Source organism: Algoriella xinjiangensis, from assembly GCF_900115015.1.
GTDB classification, from domain to species: domain Bacteria; phylum Bacteroidota; class Bacteroidia; order Flavobacteriales; family Weeksellaceae; genus Empedobacter; species Empedobacter xinjiangensis.
In genome coordinates this window covers 72313-94623 of sequence record NZ_FOUZ01000001.1, presented here as the reverse complement: position 1 = coordinate 94623, position 22311 = coordinate 72313, and the positions used below count along the sequence as shown (strand labels likewise).

The following is a 22311-nucleotide window of genomic DNA, read 5'->3' as shown; positions in this document are numbered from 1 at the left end:
ATTACTTTAAGTTATAACGATTAGTAAATTGAATAAATAAATCTCCAATAGAAGATTGTTCGCCTTCAGGCAAAATAAAATTGAAATCGCGCTTTATGGTTAGATTTTTTACATCAATTATTGCTAAAGTTTGATTTTTAAGTTCTTGCAGAATAGATTGAACAGACAAAAAGGCCAAAGCATCCGAATGCAAAAGATAATTTTTTATACTTTCTGTATTCCCTAATTGCATTTCTATATTCAACGAATTTAGCTTAATTCCTTTTTCTTTTAAAGCTAAATCAATCGTTTCTAAAGTTCCAGAACCAGGCTCGCGCATAACTAAAGGAAGTGTTTCCAATTGCTCTAATTTCAAAGCATTTTTCTTAGTTAAAGCGTGATGATTACGAGAAACCAAGATAATTTCATCTTTTAGAAAAGGAAAATAATGAAAATTTCTATTTTTAATTTGACCTTCAATTAAACCTAAATCAATTTTATTTTGAGACAATAAATCTTCAATCGCTTCTGAATTTTGTATCACCAAAGAAACTTTAATTGCAGGATATCGTTGATGAAACTCGGCTAAAATCGCAGGCAAAACATATTGCGCAATTGTTGTACTTGCGCCCAATCGCAAATTACCTTTTTGATGTTCTTTTAATTGCGCAATTTCGAACTCCATATCTCGGTAAACATTAAAAAGTTGATCGGTATATTGAAGTAAAATTTCACCAGCTTTTGTCAACTTAATTTTAGTACCGTTACGATCAAAAAGCTTTGTGTTTAAATAATTTTCAATTTCTTTGACATGTTTTGTAACCGCTGGTTGCGTTATATTTAGCTCATTTGCAGCTTTTGTAAAATTTAAACGTCGCGCAACAGTATCAAAAACTTTTAGTCTAAAATCGAACATATTTTATGGTATTTCTAAACAAAAATAGGTAATTATAACCGATATTATTTACAATTTATCTTCTGATTTTGGACTCGAATTATTTCGGATTGTAATAAAATAGTTAGAAATATCTTGCGCTAATTTCTCGGGATAATTATAGTTTAAATGCAACGCAATTTTCTTGCTAAATTTACAAAATAATTGAATCATAATTTCGAGTGCACTCCAATTTTCTTGTAGTTCATTTCCTGCAAATGTCAATTTAATTTTAACCCAATCACTTGGTGATAAATAGTTTTCGAATAACCGACCATGTTTATTTGCTGTCACTTTCCAATCATTTTCTAAACCAATATAATACTCAATCATCGGAATAAAATATTCTGTTCTTAAAATATTTTCGATGATAAATTTTGCATAAAAAAAATCTTTTCTAGCCAAAGATTTTACAGCGTAAGTAACATCCCAAAAAAAGTCTTGATTCAGTTTTTCAAATTCATTTTTTGTAGGTTTTTTTATAAGTGAAGCAGTATAAGTTGGTCGTTTAAGTTTTATTGTTAAATAATCTTTATCAAGCAATATTTTATACCCAATATCCCAATCGTATGGTAAATTGGCTTGATTTGCTAATTCAATAAATTTCTCTTTTTGATAGATTTTGAAGTCAATTTTGACAAAATCATCATATAAAACCATTTTTATTGCATTAAAACCGTCAAAAGCTTGTTCATCATCATTCATTTTTGCGATTGGATTTCCAAAATAAGACAACCAATTATCATCATGTTTATATGGTTCTAAATCTTCAAAAACTAATTCAATATCCAAATCACTAAAATCATCAATTGGCGCAAGCGGATTTACCAAAGAACTTGTTAATAAAACAGCTCTAACATCAGGATTTTGCTTTGCCCAATCAATAATTTGCTGCAACTTTTGATCTCTATTTTTCATTGAATGTTGTCTTGTATTATTGATAAATTATGGTTGAATTTTATAAATTCTGATTAAATAATTGCTAAAATAACTAAAATTAAAGCTAATTTAGTTGAGAAAAATTAACACATGAAACATTTATTTTTATTCTTATCCTCTTTTTCTTTTGCGCAAACGTATCAAGTTATAAATTCTGATAAAACGGATGTAAGTTATCGCGGTTTAGCTTTCGAAAATGCAACAAGTTTTGTTGTTTCAGGTTCTAAAAATACAATAGGAAAATCGACAGATGGCGGAAAAACATTTAGTTGGATTAATCCAAAAGTTGTTGAAAATAGAGATTTTCGTGATATAGAAGTAATTGGAAAGAATAATTATTTGGCTTTGGGAATTGATTCTCCAGCTTATATTCTTGAAACAAAAGATGGTGGAAAGTCTTGGAATAAAGTGTACGAAAATGCTGAAAAAGGAATGTTTTTAGATGCGATTTATGTAGATTCAAAATCGAAGAAAATTACAGTTGTTGGTGATCCAATGGAAATAGATAAACCATTTATTTTGACTTCGACGACGACTGCAACTACAAAATGGGATGTTGCAAAAGCATTATTTGGTCAGCCATTGCGGTTAAAAAATCCGAAAGAAGCATTTTTCGCATCAAGCGGAAGTAATTTGTATGTTGATGATAAGCAGGCGTTGATTGTTACGGGTGGCGAATTGTCTAATTTATACTATTATACGCCAAAAGGTGGACAAATGTATGCGTTAGAAAAAACGAAAAGTTCGACTTCTGGAATTAATGGTTTGGCGTATGATGCGACAAATAATGTAGGTTATTTGGTTGGTGGAGATTTTACGAAACCAAACGATTCAAAATACAATTTATATAAATTTAAAATTACAAATGGTAAATTGGTTTTTCAGGATTCGTGGAGTTATCCGACGGGTTATAAATCTGGTGTAACAATTATTAGTAAAGATAAAGTAATGGTTTGCGGTTATTCTGGCGTTGATTATTCTGTAGATGGAGGTCATAATTGGAAAAATATCACAACAGATAGTTACAATACTTGTACGGTTTCGCCCGATAAAAAATATGTAATTTTAGTTGGAAATAAAGGAAAAATAGGAAAAGTAACATTATAAAAAAAATCCAGCTAATTAGCTGGATTTTTTTGTTATTTCAATACCGGAATTTCGATATAAGAAGTATGATAAATTCGTTGCGTTTGTTTTAAATAATCTTTAGAAGTTGCTTCGTAAACATTCATAAATTGTTGCGGATTGCGATCTGCTAAAGGAAACCAACTGTTCTGAACTTGAATCATAATGCGATGTCCTTTCTTAAATGTATGTCCAACATCTGGCATCGTGTACGTTACATTTGTTTCTTTATTCGGAACCATAGCTTCGGGGTTAGAGAAACTATTTCTATATTTTCCGCGCATAATTTCTGCACGAATCAAATTTTGATATCCAGCCATTAATTTGTTATTAAATTTTGGCGTGTTTTCAGGATAAACATCAATCAATTTTACAACATAATCAGCGTCTGTTCCCGTAGTAGAAACCACTAAATGATTGATAACAGGACCAGCAAGCGTAATATCTTCTGTCAAAATATCAGATTGATACACCATAACATCAGGACGAGTAGAAGCAAAGCGTTGATCATCGACCATATATTCTCTTGAACGAGTTTCTAAAACTCCTCCTTGATAAGGAACTGGAGAATTTGGATCTGCAACATATTCGTCAAAAGTAGTTGTTGTATTGGTTTTATTAAAAGCTATTTTACCATTTTGTTGCAAATAAATTTTTTGTGTTGTTACATTTTTTGGTGGCCAAGCATCAAATTGTTTCCATTCGTTAGATCCCGTAATAAAAATTGTAGCTTCGGTTGGTTTAAAATTACCTTTATCTTTTAAGTAATAATTAAAAAAAGGCAATTCTATTTCTTGCTGATAATGCTCACTTGTATTCGATGCAAATTGCATATCTCCAAAAGTACTTCCGTTGCTACGAACCCAACCACCATGAAACCAAGGTCCGGCAACCATAATATTTGTTGCTTTCGGATTTTGTTTCTCAATTGCTTTATACGTTTCGAAAGCGCCGTAGACATCTTCTGCATCAAAAAAACCTCCAACCGTCATTACAGCAGGTTGCACGTTAGTTAAATGTGGTAAAACATTACGATCTTGCCAAAATTGATCGTAATCTGGATGCGCAAATAAATCATTGTAAAACTTGATATTATCTTGCAAATATTTATCTTTCAACTCTTTTACAGAGCCACTTGCATAAAATCTATAATTATCTTTTATTGGATATTCAAAACGTTTCGGACCTTTATCTGGCGTAATTGGTTGCGGACGTTTTACACCAAAAAAAGTCATAAATGAGAAAGAATCATTCAAGAATAAAACTCCATTATGATGAAAATCGTCACCTAAAAACCAATTGGTAACGGGCGCTTGTGGCGAAACGGCTTTTAGAGTTGGATGCGAATTAACCAAACTCATTGTCGAATAAAAACCAGGATACGAAATTCCATAAATTCCAGCTTTTTTCGTGTAATTCTTCAAGTTTTTAGCAAGCCATTCTAGCGTATCAAATGTATCTGTGCTTTCGTCAATTGCCTTTTTACTTTTTGAAGGATTTATAGGTCGAACATCTTCAAATTCGCCTTCGCTCATCCATTTTCCTCTCACATCTTGGTAAACAAAAATAAAACCTTCGCGCATTTCTGTAGGAAAATTTCCTAACGATTTCTTGTATTCATTTACACCATAAGGCGCAACTGTATAAGGCGTACGATTTAACAAAACGGGATATTGTTTTGTTTTATCTTTTGGCTGATAAATAGCTGTAAATAACTTTGTACCATCGCGCATCGGAATTACTTGTTCTATTTTTTCGTAATTGTCGCGCACATAAGCAGAATCTGCTTTTGCATCTTGCGCAAATCCAACTGTACTTCCCAACAAAAGTGTAAGTAGAGTTACTTTTAATGTTAATTTTTTCACGTGTTCAATAAATTTTACGATAGTATAAATGTATTAAGATTTCAGTTTTTATTAAGAAATTAATTCAAATAGTTTTTAAAAATTTTCATCATCAATTAAAAGATTATTTTGAAGGAATGATAAAACGAATTGGTTTTTTGATTAAATTAGATACCACCAAATTATTGAAATGAAATTAACAGCAAAAGCTACTATTCAAATTCAGAAACCAATAAATTCTGTTTTCGAAGCGATTATTGATCCAACTAAAATGAATCAATATTTTATAGAATCGTCAACAGGAAAACTAGAAACGGATAAAACGGTTGAATGGAAATTTACCGAATTTGATGAACTTTATCCTGTTGTTGGTAAAATAATTAGAAAAGACGAATACATTTCTTTTGATTGGAGTGGTGGAAAGCAAAATATGTTGGTGGAAATTGTTTTCGAGAAACAAACGGATGATTCGACAGTTGTAAAAATTGTAGAACATGAAATGAATGATGACGAAGCGGGAATAAAACAAGTAATTGGACAAACAGAAGGTTGGGCCAATTTTTTGGCTTCGCTAAAAGCATATTTAGAATACGGAATAAACCTTAGAAAAGGTGCATTTGACTTTTATAAAACGACAAAATAACGGAATATGATTACGGTACAAACAACGATTAATGCACCGCTAGACAAAGTTTGGTTTGCATTTAATAATCCAGAAGATATTGTAAAATGGAATCAAGCTTCGCCAGATTGGCATTGTCCAAAGGCAGAAAATGATTTGCAAAATGGCGGAACGCTAAAAAGTACAATGGCGGCAAAAGATGGTAGTTTTCAGTTTGAATTTGAAGCAAAATATGACGAAATTATACCAAATAAATTTATTCGCTATTATATTGCTGATGGTAGAAAAGTTGAAATTGATTTTATGGAAGAAAATAATTCGACAGTTATAACTGAAAAATTTGATCCAGAAAATCAAAATCCAGAAGAAATGCAACGTCAAGGTTGGCAAGCAATTTTAGATAGTTTTAAAAATTATGTAGAAACTAAAAATGAATAAAAGAGTAAAATAATGACTTAATAATAGATTAATTAAACTCAATAATATGAAAAAGATATCGTTTACAGAGATTATTTACGCGCTACCTAAACACGTTCATAAAGTTATGTTATCCCAAGATTCGTATAAAATTTGGACAAAACCTTTTAGTGAAACCTCCGATTATAAGGGAGATTGGAGCGAAGGTTCTAAAATTTATTTTACTTCCGACGATGGTAAAGGTGGAATGGTTTCTATAATCGATGAAAATAAATTGGGCGAATCTATTGTAATCCGTCATGTCGGTATTCTAAAAAATAACGAAGAAATTTTGTCTGGATCTGAAGTTGATAAGTGGAAAAATACTTTAGAAACTTATAAATTTAATGATGTCGAAGGCCATACACGATTGGTTTGTACAATAGAAATTGAAGATTCTGAAGCTGACGAAGCAAAATACAAAGAAATGTGGTTGAAAGCTTTGCGATTATTAAAAGAAATTTGCGAGCAATAATAGAATTGAATGACGGATAATTTTACAAATATTGATGAATATATTGCTTGTTTTGAAGAAGATAAACGACAAATTTTAATTGAAGTTAGAGAACTAATTACTAAAAATGTTCCTGATGCCGCCGAAACAATTAATTATAAAATGCCAACTTTTCGATTAAATGGAAATTTGATTCATTTTGCAATGTTTAAAAATCATTTGGGACTTTATCCGGGCGTTGATGCAATAGTTCATTTTCAAGACAAGTTAAGTTCTTATAAAACCTCAAAAGGTGCCATTCAGATTCCGTTAGATGTACCAATTCCAACCAAATTGATTCAAGAAATTATCTTGTATAAAGTTGATTTATTAAAAGATAATAATTCGCCAGATTGGAAAAAATATAATGAAAAATGGAGTGATGCCAACGAAAAAATTCAGCAATTAGTCAATCAAACAGAATTGCAAAAAGAGTTTAAATGGGGTGGCGAAGTTTATACATACAATAAAAAGAATGTTTTAGCTTTTAGTGGTTTCAAAAATCACTTTGCTTTATGGTTTTACAATGGAGTTTTATTGATTGATAAAGATAAAATTTTGATTGCGGCAAGCGAAGGTAAAACGAAAGCTTTGCGTCAATGGAGATTTACATCTTCTGATGAAATGAATCTTAAAAAAATAAAACAATACATTGATGAAGCAATACAATTGGTAAAGAATGGGAAAGAAATAAAACCAGAAAAATCTATTCCAAAAGAAGTGAATCATTTTTTGCAAAATGCTTTAAATCAGAATGATAATTTAAATAGTTCATTTAAAGCTTTAACTAAAGGAAAGCAAAAAGATTACAATGAATATATTGATGAAGCAAAGCAAGAAAAGACGAAAGTTAGTCGTTTAGAAAAAATAATTCCATTGATTTTAGACGGAAAAGGTTTACACGATAAATACAAAAAATAATGCAATACGATGTTTCAAGCTTAAATGAATATTTGGAAAGTATTCCAGTCGAAAGAAAAGAAGCAATAGAACAATTAATAGAAGTTCTTAAAACCAATTTACCAGATGGTTTTGCTTTAGAATTAAGCTATGGACATCTTGGTTTTGTGGTTCCGCATACGTTATATCCGTCAGGTTATCATTGCGATCCGAAAGCGCCGTTGCCATTTATTAATATCGCTTCGCAAAAGAATTTTATCGCGTTATATCACATGGGATTGTACATGAATGATGAAATTTACAATTGGTTTGTGGCGGAATATCCTAAACATTCTACAAAGAAATTAGATATGGGAAAAAGCTGTATTCGATTCAAAAAAGTAGAAGATATTCCCTATGATTTAATAAGACAATTGGCTCAAAAAATAACACCAGAACAATGGATTAATATGTACGAAAGTGTCTTAATTAATCGAAAAAAGTAATAAAAAATGTCAGAAATATATAAATTTTTAAAAAAACTAGAAAAAAATAATAACCGCGAATGGTTTACCGAACACAAAACAGAATTTGATACTGCAAAAACCGAAGCCGATTTAATTTTTAATGCGATTTATCAAGAGTTATCTAAAAAAGAAGAATTAGAGCCGCTAAAAATTTATAGAATTTACAGAGATGTTCGTTTTTCGAATGATAAAACGCCTTATAAAAATCATTTTTCTGCGCAAACTGGCCGTAAAAAACCATACAATAGAGGCGGATTTTATATTCAATTTCAACCGAATAATTGTTTTATTGGTGCGGGATTTTGGGGTCCAGAACGCGACGATTTATTACGAATTAGAAAAGAAATTGAAGCTTCGGACGAATTACAAAAAATAGTTTCTTCTAAAGCAATTCAACAAGAATTTGGAGAAATTGTTGGTGATGAAGTCAAATCTGCTCCAAAAGGATTTTCGAAAGAACATGAACGAATTAATTTATTAAGAAAGAAGCAATTATATTTTGTTAAAAAGTTTACAGAGGAAGAAACTTTAGCAAAAGATTTTCCACAAAAAGTGGCGAAATCAATGCAAATTCTTCAGCCTTTTTTAGACTATATGACAGATATTTTAACTACTGATGCAAACGGAGAACCGTTAGTATAATTACATTTAGAACAATAAAACCACAAAAAAATAAATTATTATGGCAAAATTACACGCATATTTAAATTTTGAAGGAAATTGCGAAGAAGCATTTACTTTTTATGAAACAGTTTTTGAGACAAAAAATATAGGAATTCATCGTTTTGGAGATATGCCTGCGAATTCAGAATTTGTGATTCCAGATGAAGCAAAAAATAAAGTGATGCACACGGCGCTGTTAATTAACGAAAATACAATGTTGATGGGTTCTGATACTTTTGGCGATTGTGGTGGAAATGCAACACAAGGCAGCAACACATATTTGATGTTGGATACGGATACAGCAGACGAAGCGCATAAATTATATGACAAATTAACTGTAGACGCTCAAAAAATTGAAATGCCTTTGGGAGAACAATTTTGGGCAGAATTATATTCGTCTTTTACAGATAAATTTGGAATTAATTGGATGATTCATTTTGAAGGAAATAAAGCGCAACATTAATAATTGAAATGTAATAAAACATAAAAAAACGCTCAAATTTGAGCGTTTTTTTATGTTAATGATATAATCTGAAACCCATTTTTTGACACAAATTCGCGTGTTTTTCGAACAAAGCATGTACCAATTCTACAACATCATCTATTTCTGCATTTAAAGCAAAATAATATTGATCTAAAATTGTACTCAAAACTGGCGAATGATTAATGTAACCAGAAATTGCTTTTGCGCCTGTAACATCTAAAAAATACTGAAATGTTTCGTCTTCTAAATCTAACATTTTAGTATTTGCGAAATGCACAATTTTATCGGTTAATTTTCCTTCAAAAAACTCTGCAATTTCTTCTAAAGTGTAATAATAATCGCCAATCTTGACAAGATTATCATCACCTTCAAAAACCAAATAAATGATACTGTAATCCTTAAAAAAACGATCGTGGTACAATAAATTACTCAAACTTATTTCGAAAGTTTCGATATCATCGCAGGTTTTATAGACATTAATAATATCAAAATTTAGCGCAAGATACTCTAGAAAAGTAATGATTTGTGAGTCGTTTTCTTCTTCTACATCTTCAACACCTTCCAAACAAAATAGTTTGAAATCTTCCTCTTCATCACGATAAGTCGTTAACTCCATTTTACGAATAATTAAGTTGTAAAATTACAAATTTTAGTTACTTAATTTAGAAAAACTCATTAAAATGAACTTACAATTAATCGTTAATTAATGAATTTCGGTTGTCAATTCCTAATGTATTATAAATGATTTTTAAGTGATATTTCACGGTGTTTTCTGAAATAAATAACTCATTTCCAATCTCTTTATTTGTTTTTCCTTGTTCTACTAAACGAATAATTTCTAATTGACGTTCGGATAAATCATAATCTGCTAAGTTAAATTTAGCCTGATCTTTACATTGTATTTCTTTTGTAAGATTGGCTAAATCGTTTCGCATTCGATTATTTTCTTTTTCAATTAACAGACTTTTTTGTTGATTGGTTTTGTAAAGTTTAAGTAAAACCAGAATTAAAATAACGAGTATAAAAGATAAAATACTTAGATAAATACGAATATTTTTTTCGTTTCTAATCTCTAAATTATTTCGATTATTAAGTAATTGTTTTTCTAATAATTGCAATTTTCCACTTTGATTTATAGCATCATATTTTGTAGCTAAATCATTTACAATAATTCTATTTTTATAAGCGTTTTCCCAGTCTTCTATATCACTATAATAGTGTGTTAAAGCTTCGTACATGTTTAATACATAAATATCTATTTTGTATTTTTCAGCATAAAATAAACCTGTTTTAAAAGATTCTATAGCTTTATTGTGATTGTTTAAATGTCCGTATAATCCGATCTTTTTTCTGTAGATATTTGGTAAATGCTTTGGATTATATTTTTCTAAAATCTTGATTGCATTATTGTAATTCTCTTCGGCTAAACTAAACTCCTTATTTTTAGAATTTAAGGTTCCCAATACCGCGAAATAAAAGGCTTTTGTGTCTGAATCAACTAAATTTAGATTTTCTTTTTTTATTTGTGGAAGTATTTCTTTAACTTCATCGTACTTAAGCAAATCAAAAGCAATAAATAATTTTTCTATTGATACTCTTGTTTCAACTTCCTCTTTATGTTGCTTGCTTTTTATACCTATTTTATAAGCAGATTCTAGATTTTCTATAGCTTCTGAGTAAATAAATAGTCGTTTATACGTGATATGTTTTTGTAAATAAGCATTGTATAAATCGTATTTAGATGATTTTTTATCATTAATAATCTGCTCAAGTTTAATAATTGCAGAGTCATATTTTAGCTCATCATTCAGTTTTGAGATTTCATTATTCAGTTTATTCGGATCAATCGTATTACAAAACCCTATTTGAAACACAGTTGTAATGATAATTAAGGTAAATATGTTTCTTAAAAACGTCATGCTATTTGTTTGTTTGCTAGTTAATTAATTTCGACTACCCGCTAGGTAGTCAGGAAAACTACTCTTTAACTACTCCTGCAAAAATAGGCAATAAATGTTATTTTTCTAAAATTTGCAAAGTAATTAATTCGGATATATAATTGATTATATTTTAATTAAACTATTTTAAGTATTTATGAGAACACATCTATTATGTTTTTTGACATTAGTTTCTATAAACTGTTTTTCGCAAGAACTAAGTTTTAAAAATTTGAAAAACTTTATTGGAGAAAGAGTAACCGATTTTCAAGATTTCTACAAAGTTGAAGCAACAGAAGTTGATGACAATTTTGGAAATCAAACAGTTTTATTTAACGATATATTGATAGATAATTATAAAGTTGATATAAAATTAGAAACAGAAGGAAAAAATATCAAGAAAGTTGAAGTAAAAAATTCTGATAAGAAAACAAGCTTTTTTAAACATATTACAACTGAAATAGAGAAAGAAACTCCAACAAAAAAGAACTATAAAACGGTATATGTTTCGTTAGTTAAAAATTCTACAAAAAAGAAAACCTATTTTGACAACAGTTCAGAGTTGATTGAGGTTTTAAAGAATTCAACAACAGATCTGAAACAAAATCATGGTCTTTTAGAATCTGAGTCACTTAAAACTTCAGTTATCATAAATGATAGCGCTTGCATCTTAACAATCAATTAATTTATAATTAGATATTAAACAGTAATTTATTAAAACATGAGAAACATTTTTATTTTAGGATTAGGAGTTTTAGCTTCTGTAGCATTTGGTCAAGTTGATAAAATCTATAAACATTCGGGTGAAATAATAGAAGGCCAAATAAAAAGAGTAGGTGAGTTTACGGTAGAATATACGTATGATGGAGAGGATGCAATTCAGAGTTTGAGTAAATATTCTGTAAACAAAGTTTTTTACGGAAAAAGTACACGTATTGAGGATGTATCAAACAAAATTGAAATTACTGATGATAAAGATTGGAATAAAGTTGTTATTCTAGAAGATAAACAATTAGTTGCTGGTCTTAAGAAAGGTGATGATTTAAAATCTAAAACCGGAATGGTAAACTTTAGATCAGGAAATGGAAAAGATGAGCGTGCAGAAAAAGTTTTAAAACAACAAGCAGCAGAAGTAAGATGTCCATTTATTTTATTACTTTCAGATAAAACAGTAGGTAAATCTGCCAAAAAAACGGGTAGTTGTTATAAATACAACTAAACTTTAAAAATAAACTATTTAACTAACACTACATTCAAAAAGAATCGAATCTTATTTATATTAAGGTTCGATTCTTTTCATTTAGTACATTTTCTAATCAATTTATACTCAATTAAAATTTTATTTTTTTGAGAAAGAAATTCAGAAATCTTTTAAAAACTCGATAAATAGTCGAAATTTGTTGTCTTAATAATAGAGTATGACAACACCACAAAGAATATTCGATTTACCTCGTTTTCAAGAAAAAAATACACCAGGTATTACTATTTTCAATTACAAAGAAAACAAGGAATGGAAAGGAATTTCGACGGCAGATTTCATAAAAAGAGTCAACAATATTTCGAAAGGTTTACTTGCCCATGATGTACAACCTAATGATAAAGTTGCATTAATTAGCGAGAATAGATTAGAGTGGAATTTATTGGATTTTGCAATTCAACAAATAGGCGCTGTGGTAGTTGCAATTTATCCAAATATATCTGATAATGATTACGAATTTATCTTAAACAATGCCGAAATCAAACTTTGTGTTGTTAGTACAGATTCGTTGTATCAGCGTTTATTAGGCATAAAAGACAAAATTAATATTGTTGAACAAGTTTATACATTTAATAGTTATCTAAATACGCCAAATTGGGTTGAGTTGATTTCGAAAGGAATTGATATTTCTGATGAAACATTAGAACTTGCGATGAATCAAGTTAAAACAACCGATTTAGCAACTATTATTTATACATCAGGAACCACTGGAAATCCGAAAGGAGTAATGCTAACGCACGAAAATTTATTGGCAGATGTAGACAGTTCAGAATATTCTTTTCCAGTAAAAGCCTACGACAAAGCATTGTCTTTCTTACCTGCTTGTCATGCTTACGAACGTGTTTTTCAGTACGTTTATATCAAAATGGGTTTGCCAATTTATTATGCACAATCAATGGAAACAATTGGTGCGGATATGAAAGAAGTTCAACCACATATTTTTTCTGCTGTTCCACGTGTTTTAGAAAAAGTGTATGATAAAATTATGGCAACGGGCGAACAATTGACTGGAGTTAAAAGAAAATTATTCTTTTGGGCAATTGCTTTGGGCGAACAATATGATACAGATGAAACTAAATTTTCTGCTTGGTATAAATTTCAATTAAAAATTGCTCGAAAATTAATCTTTTCTAAATGGAAAGATGCTTTAGGGGGTCATATAAAAGGTGTTGCCTCTGGTAGCGCGACTTTGCAAACAAAACTTTTGCGTTTGTATTTAGCTGCCGGTATTCCTATTTACGAAGGTTATGGTTTAACCGAGGCTGGTCCGTGTCTTTCCGTAAATTGTATAAAACGAGGCATGAAGATAGGAACTGTAGGTATTCCATTGATTAATATTGACATAAAGTTAGCCGAAGATGGAGAAATTTTAGCCAAAGGAAAAAATATAATGTTGGGTTATTACAAAAATCCAGAAGCAACTGCGGAAGTTCTGAAAGATGGTTGGTTGTATACGGGCGATATCGGAGAATGGGTTGACGAAAAGTTTTTGAAGATTATTGATCGAAAAAAGGAAATGTTCAAAACATCTGGTGGTAAATATGTTGTGCCACAACAAATTGAAGCCAAATTATCCGAATCAACTTTTATAGAACAAATTATGGTAGTTGGCGAAGGACGTAAATTTCCTTCAGCTTTAATTGTTCCAGCTTATCAAAATCTGATGGATTGGGCAAAAACAAATGATTCATCATTAATTCAAATTTCAAAATCAGAGTTTTTAGCGAATGCTAAAATTAAAACAATCATCGAAGAAGAAGTAAATCGATTAAATGTAAATTTTGGAAATTGGGAAAAAATCAAAAAATTTGCCATCATTCCGAATGAATTTACAATAGAAACGGGCGAATTAACGCCAACTTTAAAAATGAAACGTAAAATTATTCTTGCTAAATACGAAAACGAAATTAACGAAATCTATAAATAATTACCAAAGGTTGCTCAAAATGAGTAACCTTTTTTATTTAATTAAATTTTTTCTGTCATCTAAAATAAATTGTAATAAATTCAGCTTTTTAAGTTATTTTCGACGAATTCTTTTCAAAATTACAAAACAAGAAAGTGCGCTATGGAAGCAACCAGAATTTTTGATTTACCAAAACGTCAACTGGAAAAGTTTCCAAATTTACCAATGTTTGTGTCAAAGCAAAATGGTGAATGGAAATCAATGAATACCCAAACATTTTTAGATCGTGTGAACGAAATTTCAAAAGGTTTAATTGCAATTGGTATTCAACCAGGAGAAAAAGTCGGTTTAATCTCAGAAAATCGTGTCGAATGGAATATGATAGATTATGCAATACAACAAGTTGGAGCGGTTGTAGTAGCTATTTATCCTAATATTTCGGACAACGATTATGAATATATTTTTAAAGATTCGTCTATAAAAGTATGTTTTACAAGCAATTTAGATTTATATACTCGTCTTGATTTACTTAAAACAAAATTACCATCATTAGAACAATTGTATTCTATCGACGAATTTGAAAATACAATTAGTTGGAATGAAGTAATAAAAAAAGGACAAGAAATTGATATAATAGAAGTAGAAAATCGTTCTGCTCAAGTTAAATACGAAGATTTAGCATTTCTTATTTATACCTCTGGTACAACGGGAAATCCGAAAGGAGTAATGCTTTCTCACAAAAATATTATTGCAGATGTTATCGCTTGCGAATATTCAACGCCTTTAGATGCTTACGATCGCGCTTTGACGTTTTTACCTGCTTGTCATGCTTACGAACGTACAATTCAGTATTTGTATGTATACATGGGAATCTCGATTTATTTTGCTGAATCAATGGAAAAAATTGGTGATAACTTAAAAGAGATAAAACCACATATGATTACCGCTGTTCCTCGTGTTATCGAAAAAGTTTACGAGAAAATTATGGCAACTGGAAATCAATTAACGGGTATTAAACATAAAATTTTTAATTGGGCTGTAGAAGTTGGAGATCAATTTATTTTAGAAGAAAATCAACGATCGCTTTCGTATGATATAAAATTAGTAATTGCCAGAAAGTTAGTTTTACGCAAATGGTATGATGGTTTAGGTGGTGAATTAAAAGCAATTGTAACGGGAAGTGCAGCAATACAACAACGTATAGTTCGTGTTTTTTTAGCCGCCGAAATTCCTATTTATGAAGGATATGGTTTAACAGAAGCTTCGCCAGTTGTCGCAGTTAATTGCTACAAAAGAGGTGTAAAAATAGGAACTGTTGGACCACCATTAAAAGGCATTGAAGTAAAATTAGCCGAAGATGGAGAAGTTTTGATAAAAGGCGATACCGTGATGATGGGTTATCATAATTTACCAGAAAAAACAGCCGAAGAAATAAAAGACGGTTGGTTGTATACGGGTGATATTGGCGAATGGGTAGATGATAAATTCCTGAAGATTGTAGATCGTAAAAAGGAAATGTTTAAAACATCTGGCGGAAAATATATCGTTCCACAACAAATTGAAATGAAAATGGTAGAATCTCCATTTATAGAGCAATTGATGGTTGTTGGAGAAGGAGAAAAATTTCCTGCGGCATTTGTTGTTCCAAGTTATTCAAACCTGAAAAAATGGGCGAAAGATAACGCACCAGAAATTGAAAATTTATCGCATGATGAATTTCAATTAAGTAATGTTGTGATGAAAAAGCTTGAAGCTGAAATAACAAAACTAAATGATAATTTTGGACATTGGGAACAAATTAAGAAAATTGCAATTATTCCGAATGAAATGACGGTAGAAGGTGGAGAATTAACACCAACACTAAAGTTTAAACGTAAAATTATTCTAGAAAAATACAACGAAAAATACAACGAAATTTTTGGATAGAATTTCAAAGAAAACAAAAGAGCTTTTATCGAAAGCTCTATTGTTTTAATAACCTTTTCTTAACTTGTAAAGTATTAATTTTGCAAAAATTATAATATTGAATTCAGTCGAAATTTATGCAAAACAACGAAGCAATTGGGGACTTTTAATTGGAAGTCTAATTTTCTTGTTTTGTTCTATTTATTTATTTTTTAATGTCAACCAAGTAAATTCGCCAACAACAGCAAAGCTAATTAGCGTTGTTATGTTTGTGCCGAGTTTGATTTTAGTTCTTTTTTCGATCAAAAAATTGCGTAAAAAACAATTAATCGTTTTGATTGATGAAAAAGGAATTGTATTTCATCCATCCGAAAAATTAAATTACATTGTTTGGGGAAATATTGCTGAAATAGAGGAATTAAAATTGCCTCGTCAACGTGTTATCAATATTAAAGTTATAGAAAGCGAAAAATATATTGAGGCAGAAAATCAAAAAATTTTACAAGCTCGCATGAAATTCTGGAATCAAATGTATGGCGCTGTCGTTTCCTTTGATGCCAATACGTTAGATAAAAATCACTTCGAAATTATGTATATTTTTGATGAATTTATGACAAACTATAAATCATCTCTTCAAAACTAAGCGTATTTATTCATTAAATTCAGCTAATTTTGCAAAATGGATTTAGAATTACTTTACAAAAATATAGGAATTAAAGAAATGAATGCGATGCAAAAATCTGCATTCAAAGCTTCCGACAATCAACAAGATATTGTTTTATTATCACCTACAGGTTCAGGAAAAACGCTAGCTTTTCTAATCCCAATATTACGTGATTTAAAACCAGATGTAAAAGGAGTACAGTGTTTAATTTTGGTGCCAGCACGCGAATTAGCCTTACAAATTGAGTCAGTTTTCAAATCGATGAAAGTTGATTTTAAGGTAACGTGTTGTTATGGTGGTCACAATACAAAAATTGAGCAAAATACATTGGTAGAAGCACCTGCTGTTTTAATTGGAACACCAGGAAGAATTGCATACCATTTACGTAACGAAAATTTTGATCCAGCAATAGCTAAAGCCTTAGTTTTAGACGAATTTGATAAAGCTTTAGAATTAGGTTTTCAGGAAGATATGAGTTTTATTATCAACCAATTGATTAATGTTAATCACCGTATTTTGACGTCTGCAACAGAGATGCAAGATATACCAGAATTTGTTGGTTTAGAGAATGATAAAACGGTAAGTTACTTAAAAAATAAAGAAGTAAAACCAGATTTACACATGAAATTGGTGAACACAATTTCTGAAGATAAATTGGATACATTGTTTAATTTGATTTGTAAAATAGGAAATAAACGTATGTTAATTTTCTGTAATCACCGCGATGCAGTAGACCGTATTAGTAACTTATTAAATGAAAAAGGAATTGCACGTGAAAGTTTTCATGGTGGAATGGAACAAGATGAGCGCGAACGTGCTTTATTAAAATTCCGTAATGATTCGGTTCGTGTTTTAATTACGACAGATTTAGCTGCGCGTGGATTAGATATTCCCGAAGTTGATTCGATTATTCATTATCAATTACCTCCAAAAGAAGCTGCTTTTATTCACAGAAATGGGCGTACAGCGCGTATGAATGCGAAAGGTTCTGTTTATTTAATCATTAGTAATGATGAAAATTTTCCGTTTGTGCAAGCAGGTTTACCAATCGAAAATTTAGGTGGAACATATAAAATACCGGTACGTACACCATTTCAAACAATTTATATTTCGGCAGGAAAAAAAGATAAAATTAACAAAGTTGATATTGTTGGATTCTTGTTCAAAAAAGGAAATTTAGAGAAACAAGACATCGGAATTATCGAAGTAAAAGATAATACATCCTATGTTGCGATTAATCGCCAAAAAGTTCCAGATGTTTTGAAAACTTTAAACGGCTTGAAATTGAAGAATAAGAAAGTAAAAATGCAAATTGCATACTAAAATAAATAAAATATGATAGCGCATCACGTATTATTTTGGTTGAAAGATGATATTTCTGAAACTGAATACAACGAATTTAAAACAGCTTTAGAAGATTTAGAGCAAATGGTTCCAGTTCCATTTTTTCATGTTGGTACGCCAGCTGCAATAGAAAGAGATGTTGTTGACGGAACATATTCGTTTTCGTTATTTGTTGCTTTTGAGGATATGCAAAGTTTTGAAGCATATCAAAAACATCCGCAACACATTGCGTTTCTTAATGGGCCAAATAAACACGCAACTAAAGTTGTGATTTATGATGCTGATTAATCAAAATTCATAAAAAAATATAGAATCCGTCAATTTTGACGGATTTTTTATATTTTAAGAGATATTTCAATATTATTCAATTCTTCAATGTTTACAACTTTAGCAATGTCCGCTATAGAACCTATTTTAATTTCATTAATGTCATCGTCAAAAATATATCTGAATTCATTTTGAAAAGAGTAAATCTTATGCTTAATAAAAGGGCTATAGTCTAAATTTGGCTCGAAATTTTCAATATACTTTACATAATCAAAACTTTTAACTTTTTTTGTATTTAAAATTCTATTATGAAATTCATCTGTATTATAAATAACTAGACAAAATCGAGAAGGAAATGAATTCATTTCTTCATTGTAAGTAAAAGAATAAGTTTTAATATTTTTTTCTTCTAAATTTTTATCAGCATGATTTAAACCATTGTAAAAACAAAGTATTTTATCATCCTTATGAAACTCTTTAAGTGTTACTTCTAAATTTATATCCTGAATTTTGTTGTCTATTTTTATTGAACTTAATTTACCTTTTACAAATTTTAAATCTTTTGGAGGTTCTATATTTAGTTTATTATATTCTTTATATTTAATAATATCTTGTTCTTCTAATTCTCTATAATAGCTAAATGGTGATAGCCTAAATATTCCATTGTTTAATGAATTTTTTAGATATTCTTCTTTACTGAATCTTAATAATAATTGAGGATACATTTGTATTATTTAAAAAATTATTTATACCAAAATACCAAAATTATATTTAAAAATACTCGTAATTTTGCAAAAGATTTCTGAAAACGAAATCCAAAAGTAGTAAGCAATGATTATAGAGACAGAAGAAGAGTTAATCGGAATGAAAAAAGTCAGCGAAGCTGTAGCCGTAACTCTTAAAGAGATGAAAGATTTTGCAAAACCAGGAATGTCTACCAAAGAATTAGATAATTTTGGTGCGACAATTATGAGTAAGTTTGGGTGTAAATCTGCACCATACGAATCATATAAATTCCCAGGTTATACATGCTTAAGTGTAAACGAAGAAATATGTCACGGAATTCCATCTGACACAAAAATTTTGAAAGAAGGAGATGTTATAAATATTGATGTTTCTGGAGAATTAGGAGGTTTTTGGGCAGATAATGGTGGTTCTATTGTAATTGGAGATGATATTAATGGTTATCAAAAAATTGTAGATGCATCTATTTCTGCATTGCAAAAAGCAATTTCTGCCGTAAAATCGGGCGTTAAAATTGCAGATATTGGTGGTATTATCGAAAAAGAAGCTAAAAAACATCATTATAAAGTAATCGAGAATTTAACGGGACACGGTGTTGGTAGATCGTTGCACGAAGAGCCTTTAGATTTATTAAATTATAGAGATGTTTATGATAAACGTCGTTTTCGTAAAAATTCTGTCGTAGCTTTGGAAACATTTATTTCAGAAAACTCAAACGAAGCTATTCAGCAAGAAGACGGTTGGACAATGATTGGTAATAATCCAGGTGTTTTTGCACAGCACGAACATACTGTTTTAGTAACATCCGAAGGTCCAATGATTTTGACGCTTATGAATGGCAATTGGTAATTATATATGAAGAAAACAAATACATACGAACAAATTGACCGCGAAGTGGTTAAAAAAATGAGCGAAGATATACAAGCTTATTTAGTAGAAAATAATCTGGAGCGCGTTAAAACGAAAGATATGATGCCTTTCTTGATCGAAAAAGGATATTTTCCTCATGATCGTAAAAAAGGTTATCCGTTGCGTCAGATTTTAAATGATCTTGATCGTTCGGAAGAATTGGCGTTATTGCCGCAAGCTTCTCCAGAAAGAAGAGAGAACGACAATAAAAAAATAGTAACTTATTGGTATTTTAATGCTGTTAAGTAAAACGATAAAATGCATCTCAATTGAGGTGCATTTTTTTATTATACAATGCTTTAAAATGCATTTTTTGGAATATTAATTGATACTAAATGGTAGCTATTTTTAATTGTAACAAAAAATATTTCATTTCTTATCTTATGTCAATGTAGAGATTTTGTGTGTGAACTAAATTTGTATCAACAAAAAATAATAAATATAAAGTCAAAGTAATATGAAAAAATTATTCGTAACATTAATGTTAACTGCAGCATCTTTAACTGCATTCGCTCAAAATTATACAAACGATAAAGCACACTCAAAATTAGGATTCAATGTATCTCACATGACAATTTCTGATGTTGAAGGTGAATTCAAAAATTTTGATGTTCATTTAAACTTCACTAAAGAGGATTTAAGCGACGCAAAATTTCATGTAGTTGCAGACATCAATTCTATTAATACAGGAATTGACGCACGTGATACGCACTTAAAATCGCCAGATTTTTTCAACGCTGCTAAAAACTCTAAATTAGAATTTTCTTCAAAAGGAATTACTCGTGTTAAAGGAAATCAATTTAAAATGACAGGAGATTTAACTTTAAACGGAGTTACAAAACCAGTTGCTTTAAACTTAATTTACAACGGAAGTATTAATAACAATGGTGTTAAAACTTACGGATTCACAGTAAAAGGAAACTTAAAAAGAAGTGATTTTAGTGTTGGTACAGCAATTCCAGAAGCAGTTGTTGGTGACGAAGTTACATTAACTTCTAACTTAGAATTTGCTACACCAGTTAAAAAATAATTTTTAAAAATATAAACCATAAAAATCATGGATTTTAATCAGTTAAAATCAATAACTTCAAGTTTTACTTCAACCGAAAAAATGCCCGTTTTATTTTTAGGACATGGTTCACCAATGAACGCGATTGAAGAAAATATTTTTGTAGAAGGTTGGCGAAACATAGGAAAATCTATTCCTAAACCAAATGCAATTATTTGTATTTCGGCGCACTGGGAAACAAAAGGAACGAAGGTTACGGCTTTACAACAGCCCAAAACTATTCATGATTTTTATGGTTTTCCTCAAGCTTTATTCGATGTTCAATATCCAGCTCCTGGAAGTCCAGAATTGGCAGATGAGATTAAAAATTTGATTAAAACTTCTGATGTCGAATTAGACAAAATGTGGGGTTTTGACCACGGATCGTGGAGTGTAATTAAATTTTTGTATCCCGAAGCAGATGTTCCGATGATAGAATTGAGTTTGGACGTGTATAAAACACCAAAACAGCATTACGAATTGGCAAAAGAGTTAAATGCTTTGCGAAGAAAAGGTGTGTTAATTGTTGGGAGTGGTAATGTTGTTCATAATCTAAGAGCCATGGATTGGCACAATCCGACGGGAGGATTTGATTGGGCAATAGAAGCCAATGAAACGTTTAAAGACATTGTAAGGTCAAATGATCATCAACAATTGTTTAATTTTTTCGAGAAAGGACCAGCTTTCAATATGGCTGTTCCTTCGTTAGAGCATTATTTACCATCGATTTATTCGCTGGCATTACAAGAAAAAGACGAAGAAGTAACCTTGTTTAATGACCAATTAATTTATGGTTCATTAGGAATGTTATCATTCAAAATAGGATAAAAAAATCAATTTAAATAACTATTAAAAAACAAACATTATGGCAAAATGGAATTTAGATCCTTCTCATTCAGAGGTTCAATTTAAAGTAAAACACATGGTAATTTCTACTGTAACAGGAAGTTTTGATAATTTTGAAGCTACAGCAGAATCAAATAGCGACGATTTTTCTGATGCAAAATTCGAATTTGCTGCTCATGTAAATACAGTAAATACAAAAAATGCTGATCGTGATAATCACTTAAAATCAGATGATTTTTTTGCTGCAGAAAAATTTCCTGAAATGAAATTTGAAAGTACTTCTGGTATCGAAAATGGAAAAATTGATGGAACATTAGAAATTCGTGGAGAAAAAAGACCAATTACTTTAGATGCTGATTTTGGAGGAGTAATAAAAGATCCTTATGGATATTCTCGTGCAGGTTTTGAGTTTTCTGGAGACATTAACCGCAAAGATTTCGGATTAGGATGGAGTCAAGTTACAGAAGCTGGAGGATTAGTAGTTTCTGATAAAGTAAAATTATTAGTGAATTTAGAGTTTACAAAAGCTTAATTCATT

26 protein-coding genes are annotated in these 22311 nt (G+C 30.2%); 20 read left to right on the top strand and 6 right to left on the bottom strand.

The window, feature by feature from the left end; all coding sequences use genetic code 11:
* Position 1: 1 nt before the first annotated feature.
* A complete protein-coding gene (locus tag BM072_RS00435) occupies positions 2-895 on the bottom strand; it encodes a LysR family transcriptional regulator (RefSeq protein ID WP_092905454.1) in 894 nt (297 codons plus the stop codon).
* A gap of 48 nt (positions 896-943) precedes the next feature.
* Complete coding sequence (locus tag BM072_RS00430) at positions 944-1831, bottom strand: aminoglycoside 6-adenylyltransferase (RefSeq protein ID WP_092905452.1); 888 nt, start codon at positions 1829-1831, stop codon at positions 944-946.
* A 111-nt stretch (positions 1832-1942) separates the two neighbouring features.
* Between BM072_RS00430 and BM072_RS00425 the strand changes: the two genes are divergently transcribed.
* Entirely contained in the window at positions 1943-2959 is a 1017-nt protein-coding gene (locus BM072_RS00425; RefSeq protein WP_092905450.1) for a WD40/YVTN/BNR-like repeat-containing protein, read from the top strand.
* Positions 2960-2991: 32 nt separating this feature from the next.
* On the opposite strand, the gene BM072_RS00420 is transcribed toward BM072_RS00425, so the two are convergent.
* Positions 2992-4842, bottom strand: coding sequence for a CocE/NonD family hydrolase (locus BM072_RS00420; RefSeq protein ID WP_177190224.1), 1851 nt, complete (start codon positions 4840-4842; stop codon positions 2992-2994).
* Positions 4843-5011: 169 nt separating this feature from the next.
* Between BM072_RS00420 and BM072_RS00415 the strand changes: the two genes are divergently transcribed.
* The 7 genes from BM072_RS00415 to BM072_RS00385 are packed head-to-tail and all read left to right on the top strand — an operon-like array spanning position 5012 to position 8924.
* Positions 5012-5464, top strand: a complete 453-nt coding sequence (locus BM072_RS00415; protein ID WP_092905448.1) for an SRPBCC domain-containing protein — start codon at positions 5012-5014, stop codon at positions 5462-5464.
* Between the two features lie 6 nt (positions 5465-5470).
* Positions 5471-5881: an SRPBCC family protein gene (locus tag BM072_RS00410; protein ID WP_092905446.1), complete on the top strand. Its 411-nt coding sequence runs from the start codon at positions 5471-5473 to the stop codon at positions 5879-5881.
* A 46-nt stretch (positions 5882-5927) separates the two neighbouring features.
* Positions 5928-6374 (top strand): SRPBCC domain-containing protein, encoded by a 447-nt coding sequence (locus tag BM072_RS00405; RefSeq protein ID WP_125113044.1) that lies wholly within the window; start codon positions 5928-5930, stop codon positions 6372-6374.
* Between the two features lie 9 nt (positions 6375-6383).
* Positions 6384-7313 (top strand): DUF1801 domain-containing protein, encoded by a 930-nt coding sequence (locus BM072_RS00400; protein WP_221405158.1) that lies wholly within the window; start codon positions 6384-6386, stop codon positions 7311-7313.
* Positions 7313-7777, top strand: a complete 465-nt coding sequence (locus BM072_RS00395) for a DUF1801 domain-containing protein (protein WP_092905442.1) — start codon at positions 7313-7315, stop codon at positions 7775-7777. The genes BM072_RS00400 and BM072_RS00395 overlap by 1 nt, the downstream gene beginning before the upstream one ends.
* A 6-nt stretch (positions 7778-7783) precedes the next feature.
* Positions 7784-8440, top strand: coding sequence for a DUF2461 domain-containing protein (locus BM072_RS00390; protein WP_092905440.1), 657 nt, complete (start codon positions 7784-7786; stop codon positions 8438-8440).
* Positions 8441-8480: 40 nt separating this feature from the next.
* Positions 8481-8924 (top strand): VOC family protein, encoded by a 444-nt coding sequence (locus tag BM072_RS00385; RefSeq protein WP_092905438.1) that lies wholly within the window; start codon positions 8481-8483, stop codon positions 8922-8924.
* 55 nt (positions 8925-8979) lie between these two features.
* On the opposite strand, the gene BM072_RS00380 is transcribed toward BM072_RS00385, so the two are convergent.
* Complete coding sequence (locus tag BM072_RS00380; protein ID WP_092905436.1) at positions 8980-9561, bottom strand: DUF6642 family protein; 582 nt, start codon at positions 9559-9561, stop codon at positions 8980-8982.
* 76 nt (positions 9562-9637) lie between these two features.
* Entirely contained in the window at positions 9638-10864 is a 1227-nt protein-coding gene (locus BM072_RS15600; RefSeq protein WP_092905434.1) for a LuxR C-terminal-related transcriptional regulator, read from the bottom strand.
* 250 nt (positions 10865-11114) lie between these two features.
* Between BM072_RS15600 and BM072_RS00370 the strand changes: the two genes are divergently transcribed.
* From BM072_RS00370 to BM072_RS00340, 7 genes are all read left to right on the top strand, one after another.
* Positions 11115-11567: a hypothetical protein gene (locus BM072_RS00370; protein WP_143080466.1), complete on the top strand. Its 453-nt coding sequence runs from the start codon at positions 11115-11117 to the stop codon at positions 11565-11567.
* A 36-nt stretch (positions 11568-11603) separates the two neighbouring features.
* Positions 11604-12101, top strand: coding sequence for a hypothetical protein (locus BM072_RS00365; protein WP_092905430.1), 498 nt, complete (start codon positions 11604-11606; stop codon positions 12099-12101).
* Positions 12102-12300: 199 nt separating this feature from the next.
* Complete coding sequence (locus tag BM072_RS00360) at positions 12301-14067, top strand: AMP-dependent synthetase/ligase (protein ID WP_092905428.1); 1767 nt, start codon at positions 12301-12303, stop codon at positions 14065-14067.
* Positions 14068-14208: 141 nt separating this feature from the next.
* Positions 14209-15972 carry an AMP-dependent synthetase/ligase gene (locus BM072_RS00355; RefSeq protein WP_092905426.1) on the top strand — a complete coding sequence of 588 codons (1764 nt, stop codon included), beginning with the start codon at positions 14209-14211 and terminating at the stop codon, positions 15970-15972.
* Between the two features lie 97 nt (positions 15973-16069).
* The gene (locus BM072_RS00350) at positions 16070-16594 is read left to right on the top strand and encodes an STM3941 family protein (RefSeq protein ID WP_092905423.1); all 525 of its coding nucleotides are present in this window, start codon (positions 16070-16072) and stop codon (positions 16592-16594) included.
* Between the two features lie 36 nt (positions 16595-16630).
* Positions 16631-17938 (top strand): DEAD/DEAH box helicase, encoded by a 1308-nt coding sequence (locus BM072_RS00345; protein WP_092905419.1) that lies wholly within the window; start codon positions 16631-16633, stop codon positions 17936-17938.
* A gap of 12 nt (positions 17939-17950) precedes the next feature.
* Positions 17951-18247: a Dabb family protein gene (locus tag BM072_RS00340; protein WP_092905416.1), complete on the top strand. Its 297-nt coding sequence runs from the start codon at positions 17951-17953 to the stop codon at positions 18245-18247.
* Positions 18248-18294: 47 nt separating this feature from the next.
* Here BM072_RS00340 and BM072_RS00335 read toward each other — a convergent pair whose 3' ends face one another.
* Positions 18295-18951 carry a DUF2971 domain-containing protein gene (locus BM072_RS00335; protein ID WP_092905413.1) on the bottom strand — a complete coding sequence of 219 codons (657 nt, stop codon included), beginning with the start codon at positions 18949-18951 and terminating at the stop codon, positions 18295-18297.
* Positions 18952-19057: 106 nt separating this feature from the next.
* On the opposite strand from BM072_RS00335, the gene map reads away from it, so the two are divergent.
* The 5 genes from map (at position 19058) to BM072_RS00310 (ending at position 22305) form a co-directional block, all read left to right on the top strand.
* The gene (gene map / locus BM072_RS00330; RefSeq protein WP_092905406.1) at positions 19058-19819 is read left to right on the top strand and encodes a type I methionyl aminopeptidase; all 762 of its coding nucleotides are present in this window, start codon (positions 19058-19060) and stop codon (positions 19817-19819) included.
* Between the two features lie 6 nt (positions 19820-19825).
* Positions 19826-20128: a hypothetical protein gene (locus tag BM072_RS00325; protein WP_092905404.1), complete on the top strand. Its 303-nt coding sequence runs from the start codon at positions 19826-19828 to the stop codon at positions 20126-20128.
* Between the two features lie 208 nt (positions 20129-20336).
* Positions 20337-20909 carry a YceI family protein gene (locus BM072_RS00320; RefSeq protein ID WP_092905402.1) on the top strand — a complete coding sequence of 191 codons (573 nt, stop codon included), beginning with the start codon at positions 20337-20339 and terminating at the stop codon, positions 20907-20909.
* Between the two features lie 27 nt (positions 20910-20936).
* On the top strand, positions 20937-21755 hold the full coding sequence (gene ygiD, locus BM072_RS00315) for a 4,5-DOPA-extradiol-dioxygenase (RefSeq protein ID WP_092905400.1): 819 nt from the start codon (positions 20937-20939) through the stop codon (positions 21753-21755).
* 34 nt (positions 21756-21789) lie between these two features.
* Positions 21790-22305, top strand: coding sequence for a YceI family protein (locus BM072_RS00310; protein WP_092905398.1), 516 nt, complete (start codon positions 21790-21792; stop codon positions 22303-22305).
* Positions 22306-22311 lie beyond the last annotated feature (6 nt).

What these genes read in the sequence shown, in the direction of transcription:
- BM072_RS00435 (WP_092905454.1), bottom strand. Translation starts at nt 895, where the DNA reads ATGTTCGATTTTAGACTAAAAGTTTTTGATACTGTTGCGCGACGTTTA.
- BM072_RS00430 (WP_092905452.1), bottom strand. Translation starts at nt 1,831, where the DNA reads ATGAAAAATAGAGATCAAAAGTTGCAGCAAATTATTGATTGGGCAAAG.
- BM072_RS00425 (WP_092905450.1), top strand. Translation starts at nt 1,943, where the DNA reads ATGAAACATTTATTTTTATTCTTATCCTCTTTTTCTTTTGCGCAAACG.
- BM072_RS00415 (WP_092905448.1), top strand. Translation starts at nt 5,012, where the DNA reads ATGAAATTAACAGCAAAAGCTACTATTCAAATTCAGAAACCAATAAAT.
- BM072_RS00410 (WP_092905446.1), top strand. Translation starts at nt 5,471, where the DNA reads ATGATTACGGTACAAACAACGATTAATGCACCGCTAGACAAAGTTTGG.
- BM072_RS00405 (WP_125113044.1), top strand. Translation starts at nt 5,928, where the DNA reads ATGAAAAAGATATCGTTTACAGAGATTATTTACGCGCTACCTAAACAC.
- BM072_RS00400 (WP_221405158.1), top strand. Translation starts at nt 6,384, where the DNA reads ATGACGGATAATTTTACAAATATTGATGAATATATTGCTTGTTTTGAA.
- BM072_RS00395 (WP_092905442.1), top strand. Translation starts at nt 7,313, where the DNA reads ATGCAATACGATGTTTCAAGCTTAAATGAATATTTGGAAAGTATTCCA.
- BM072_RS00390 (WP_092905440.1), top strand. Translation starts at nt 7,784, where the DNA reads ATGTCAGAAATATATAAATTTTTAAAAAAACTAGAAAAAAATAATAAC.
- BM072_RS00385 (WP_092905438.1), top strand. Translation starts at nt 8,481, where the DNA reads ATGGCAAAATTACACGCATATTTAAATTTTGAAGGAAATTGCGAAGAA.
- BM072_RS00380 (WP_092905436.1), bottom strand. Translation starts at nt 9,561, where the DNA reads ATGGAGTTAACGACTTATCGTGATGAAGAGGAAGATTTCAAACTATTT.
- BM072_RS15600 (WP_092905434.1), bottom strand. Translation starts at nt 10,864, where the DNA reads ATGACGTTTTTAAGAAACATATTTACCTTAATTATCATTACAACTGTG.
- BM072_RS00365 (WP_092905430.1), top strand. Translation starts at nt 11,604, where the DNA reads ATGAGAAACATTTTTATTTTAGGATTAGGAGTTTTAGCTTCTGTAGCA.
- BM072_RS00360 (WP_092905428.1), top strand. Translation starts at nt 12,301, where the DNA reads ATGACAACACCACAAAGAATATTCGATTTACCTCGTTTTCAAGAAAAA.
- BM072_RS00355 (WP_092905426.1), top strand. Translation starts at nt 14,209, where the DNA reads ATGGAAGCAACCAGAATTTTTGATTTACCAAAACGTCAACTGGAAAAG.
- BM072_RS00345 (WP_092905419.1), top strand. Translation starts at nt 16,631, where the DNA reads ATGGATTTAGAATTACTTTACAAAAATATAGGAATTAAAGAAATGAAT.
- BM072_RS00340 (WP_092905416.1), top strand. Translation starts at nt 17,951, where the DNA reads ATGATAGCGCATCACGTATTATTTTGGTTGAAAGATGATATTTCTGAA.
- BM072_RS00335 (WP_092905413.1), bottom strand. Translation starts at nt 18,951, where the DNA reads ATGTATCCTCAATTATTATTAAGATTCAGTAAAGAAGAATATCTAAAA.
- map (WP_092905406.1), top strand. Translation starts at nt 19,058, where the DNA reads ATGATTATAGAGACAGAAGAAGAGTTAATCGGAATGAAAAAAGTCAGC.
- BM072_RS00325 (WP_092905404.1), top strand. Translation starts at nt 19,826, where the DNA reads ATGAAGAAAACAAATACATACGAACAAATTGACCGCGAAGTGGTTAAA.
- BM072_RS00320 (WP_092905402.1), top strand. Translation starts at nt 20,337, where the DNA reads ATGAAAAAATTATTCGTAACATTAATGTTAACTGCAGCATCTTTAACT.
- ygiD (WP_092905400.1), top strand. Translation starts at nt 20,937, where the DNA reads ATGGATTTTAATCAGTTAAAATCAATAACTTCAAGTTTTACTTCAACC.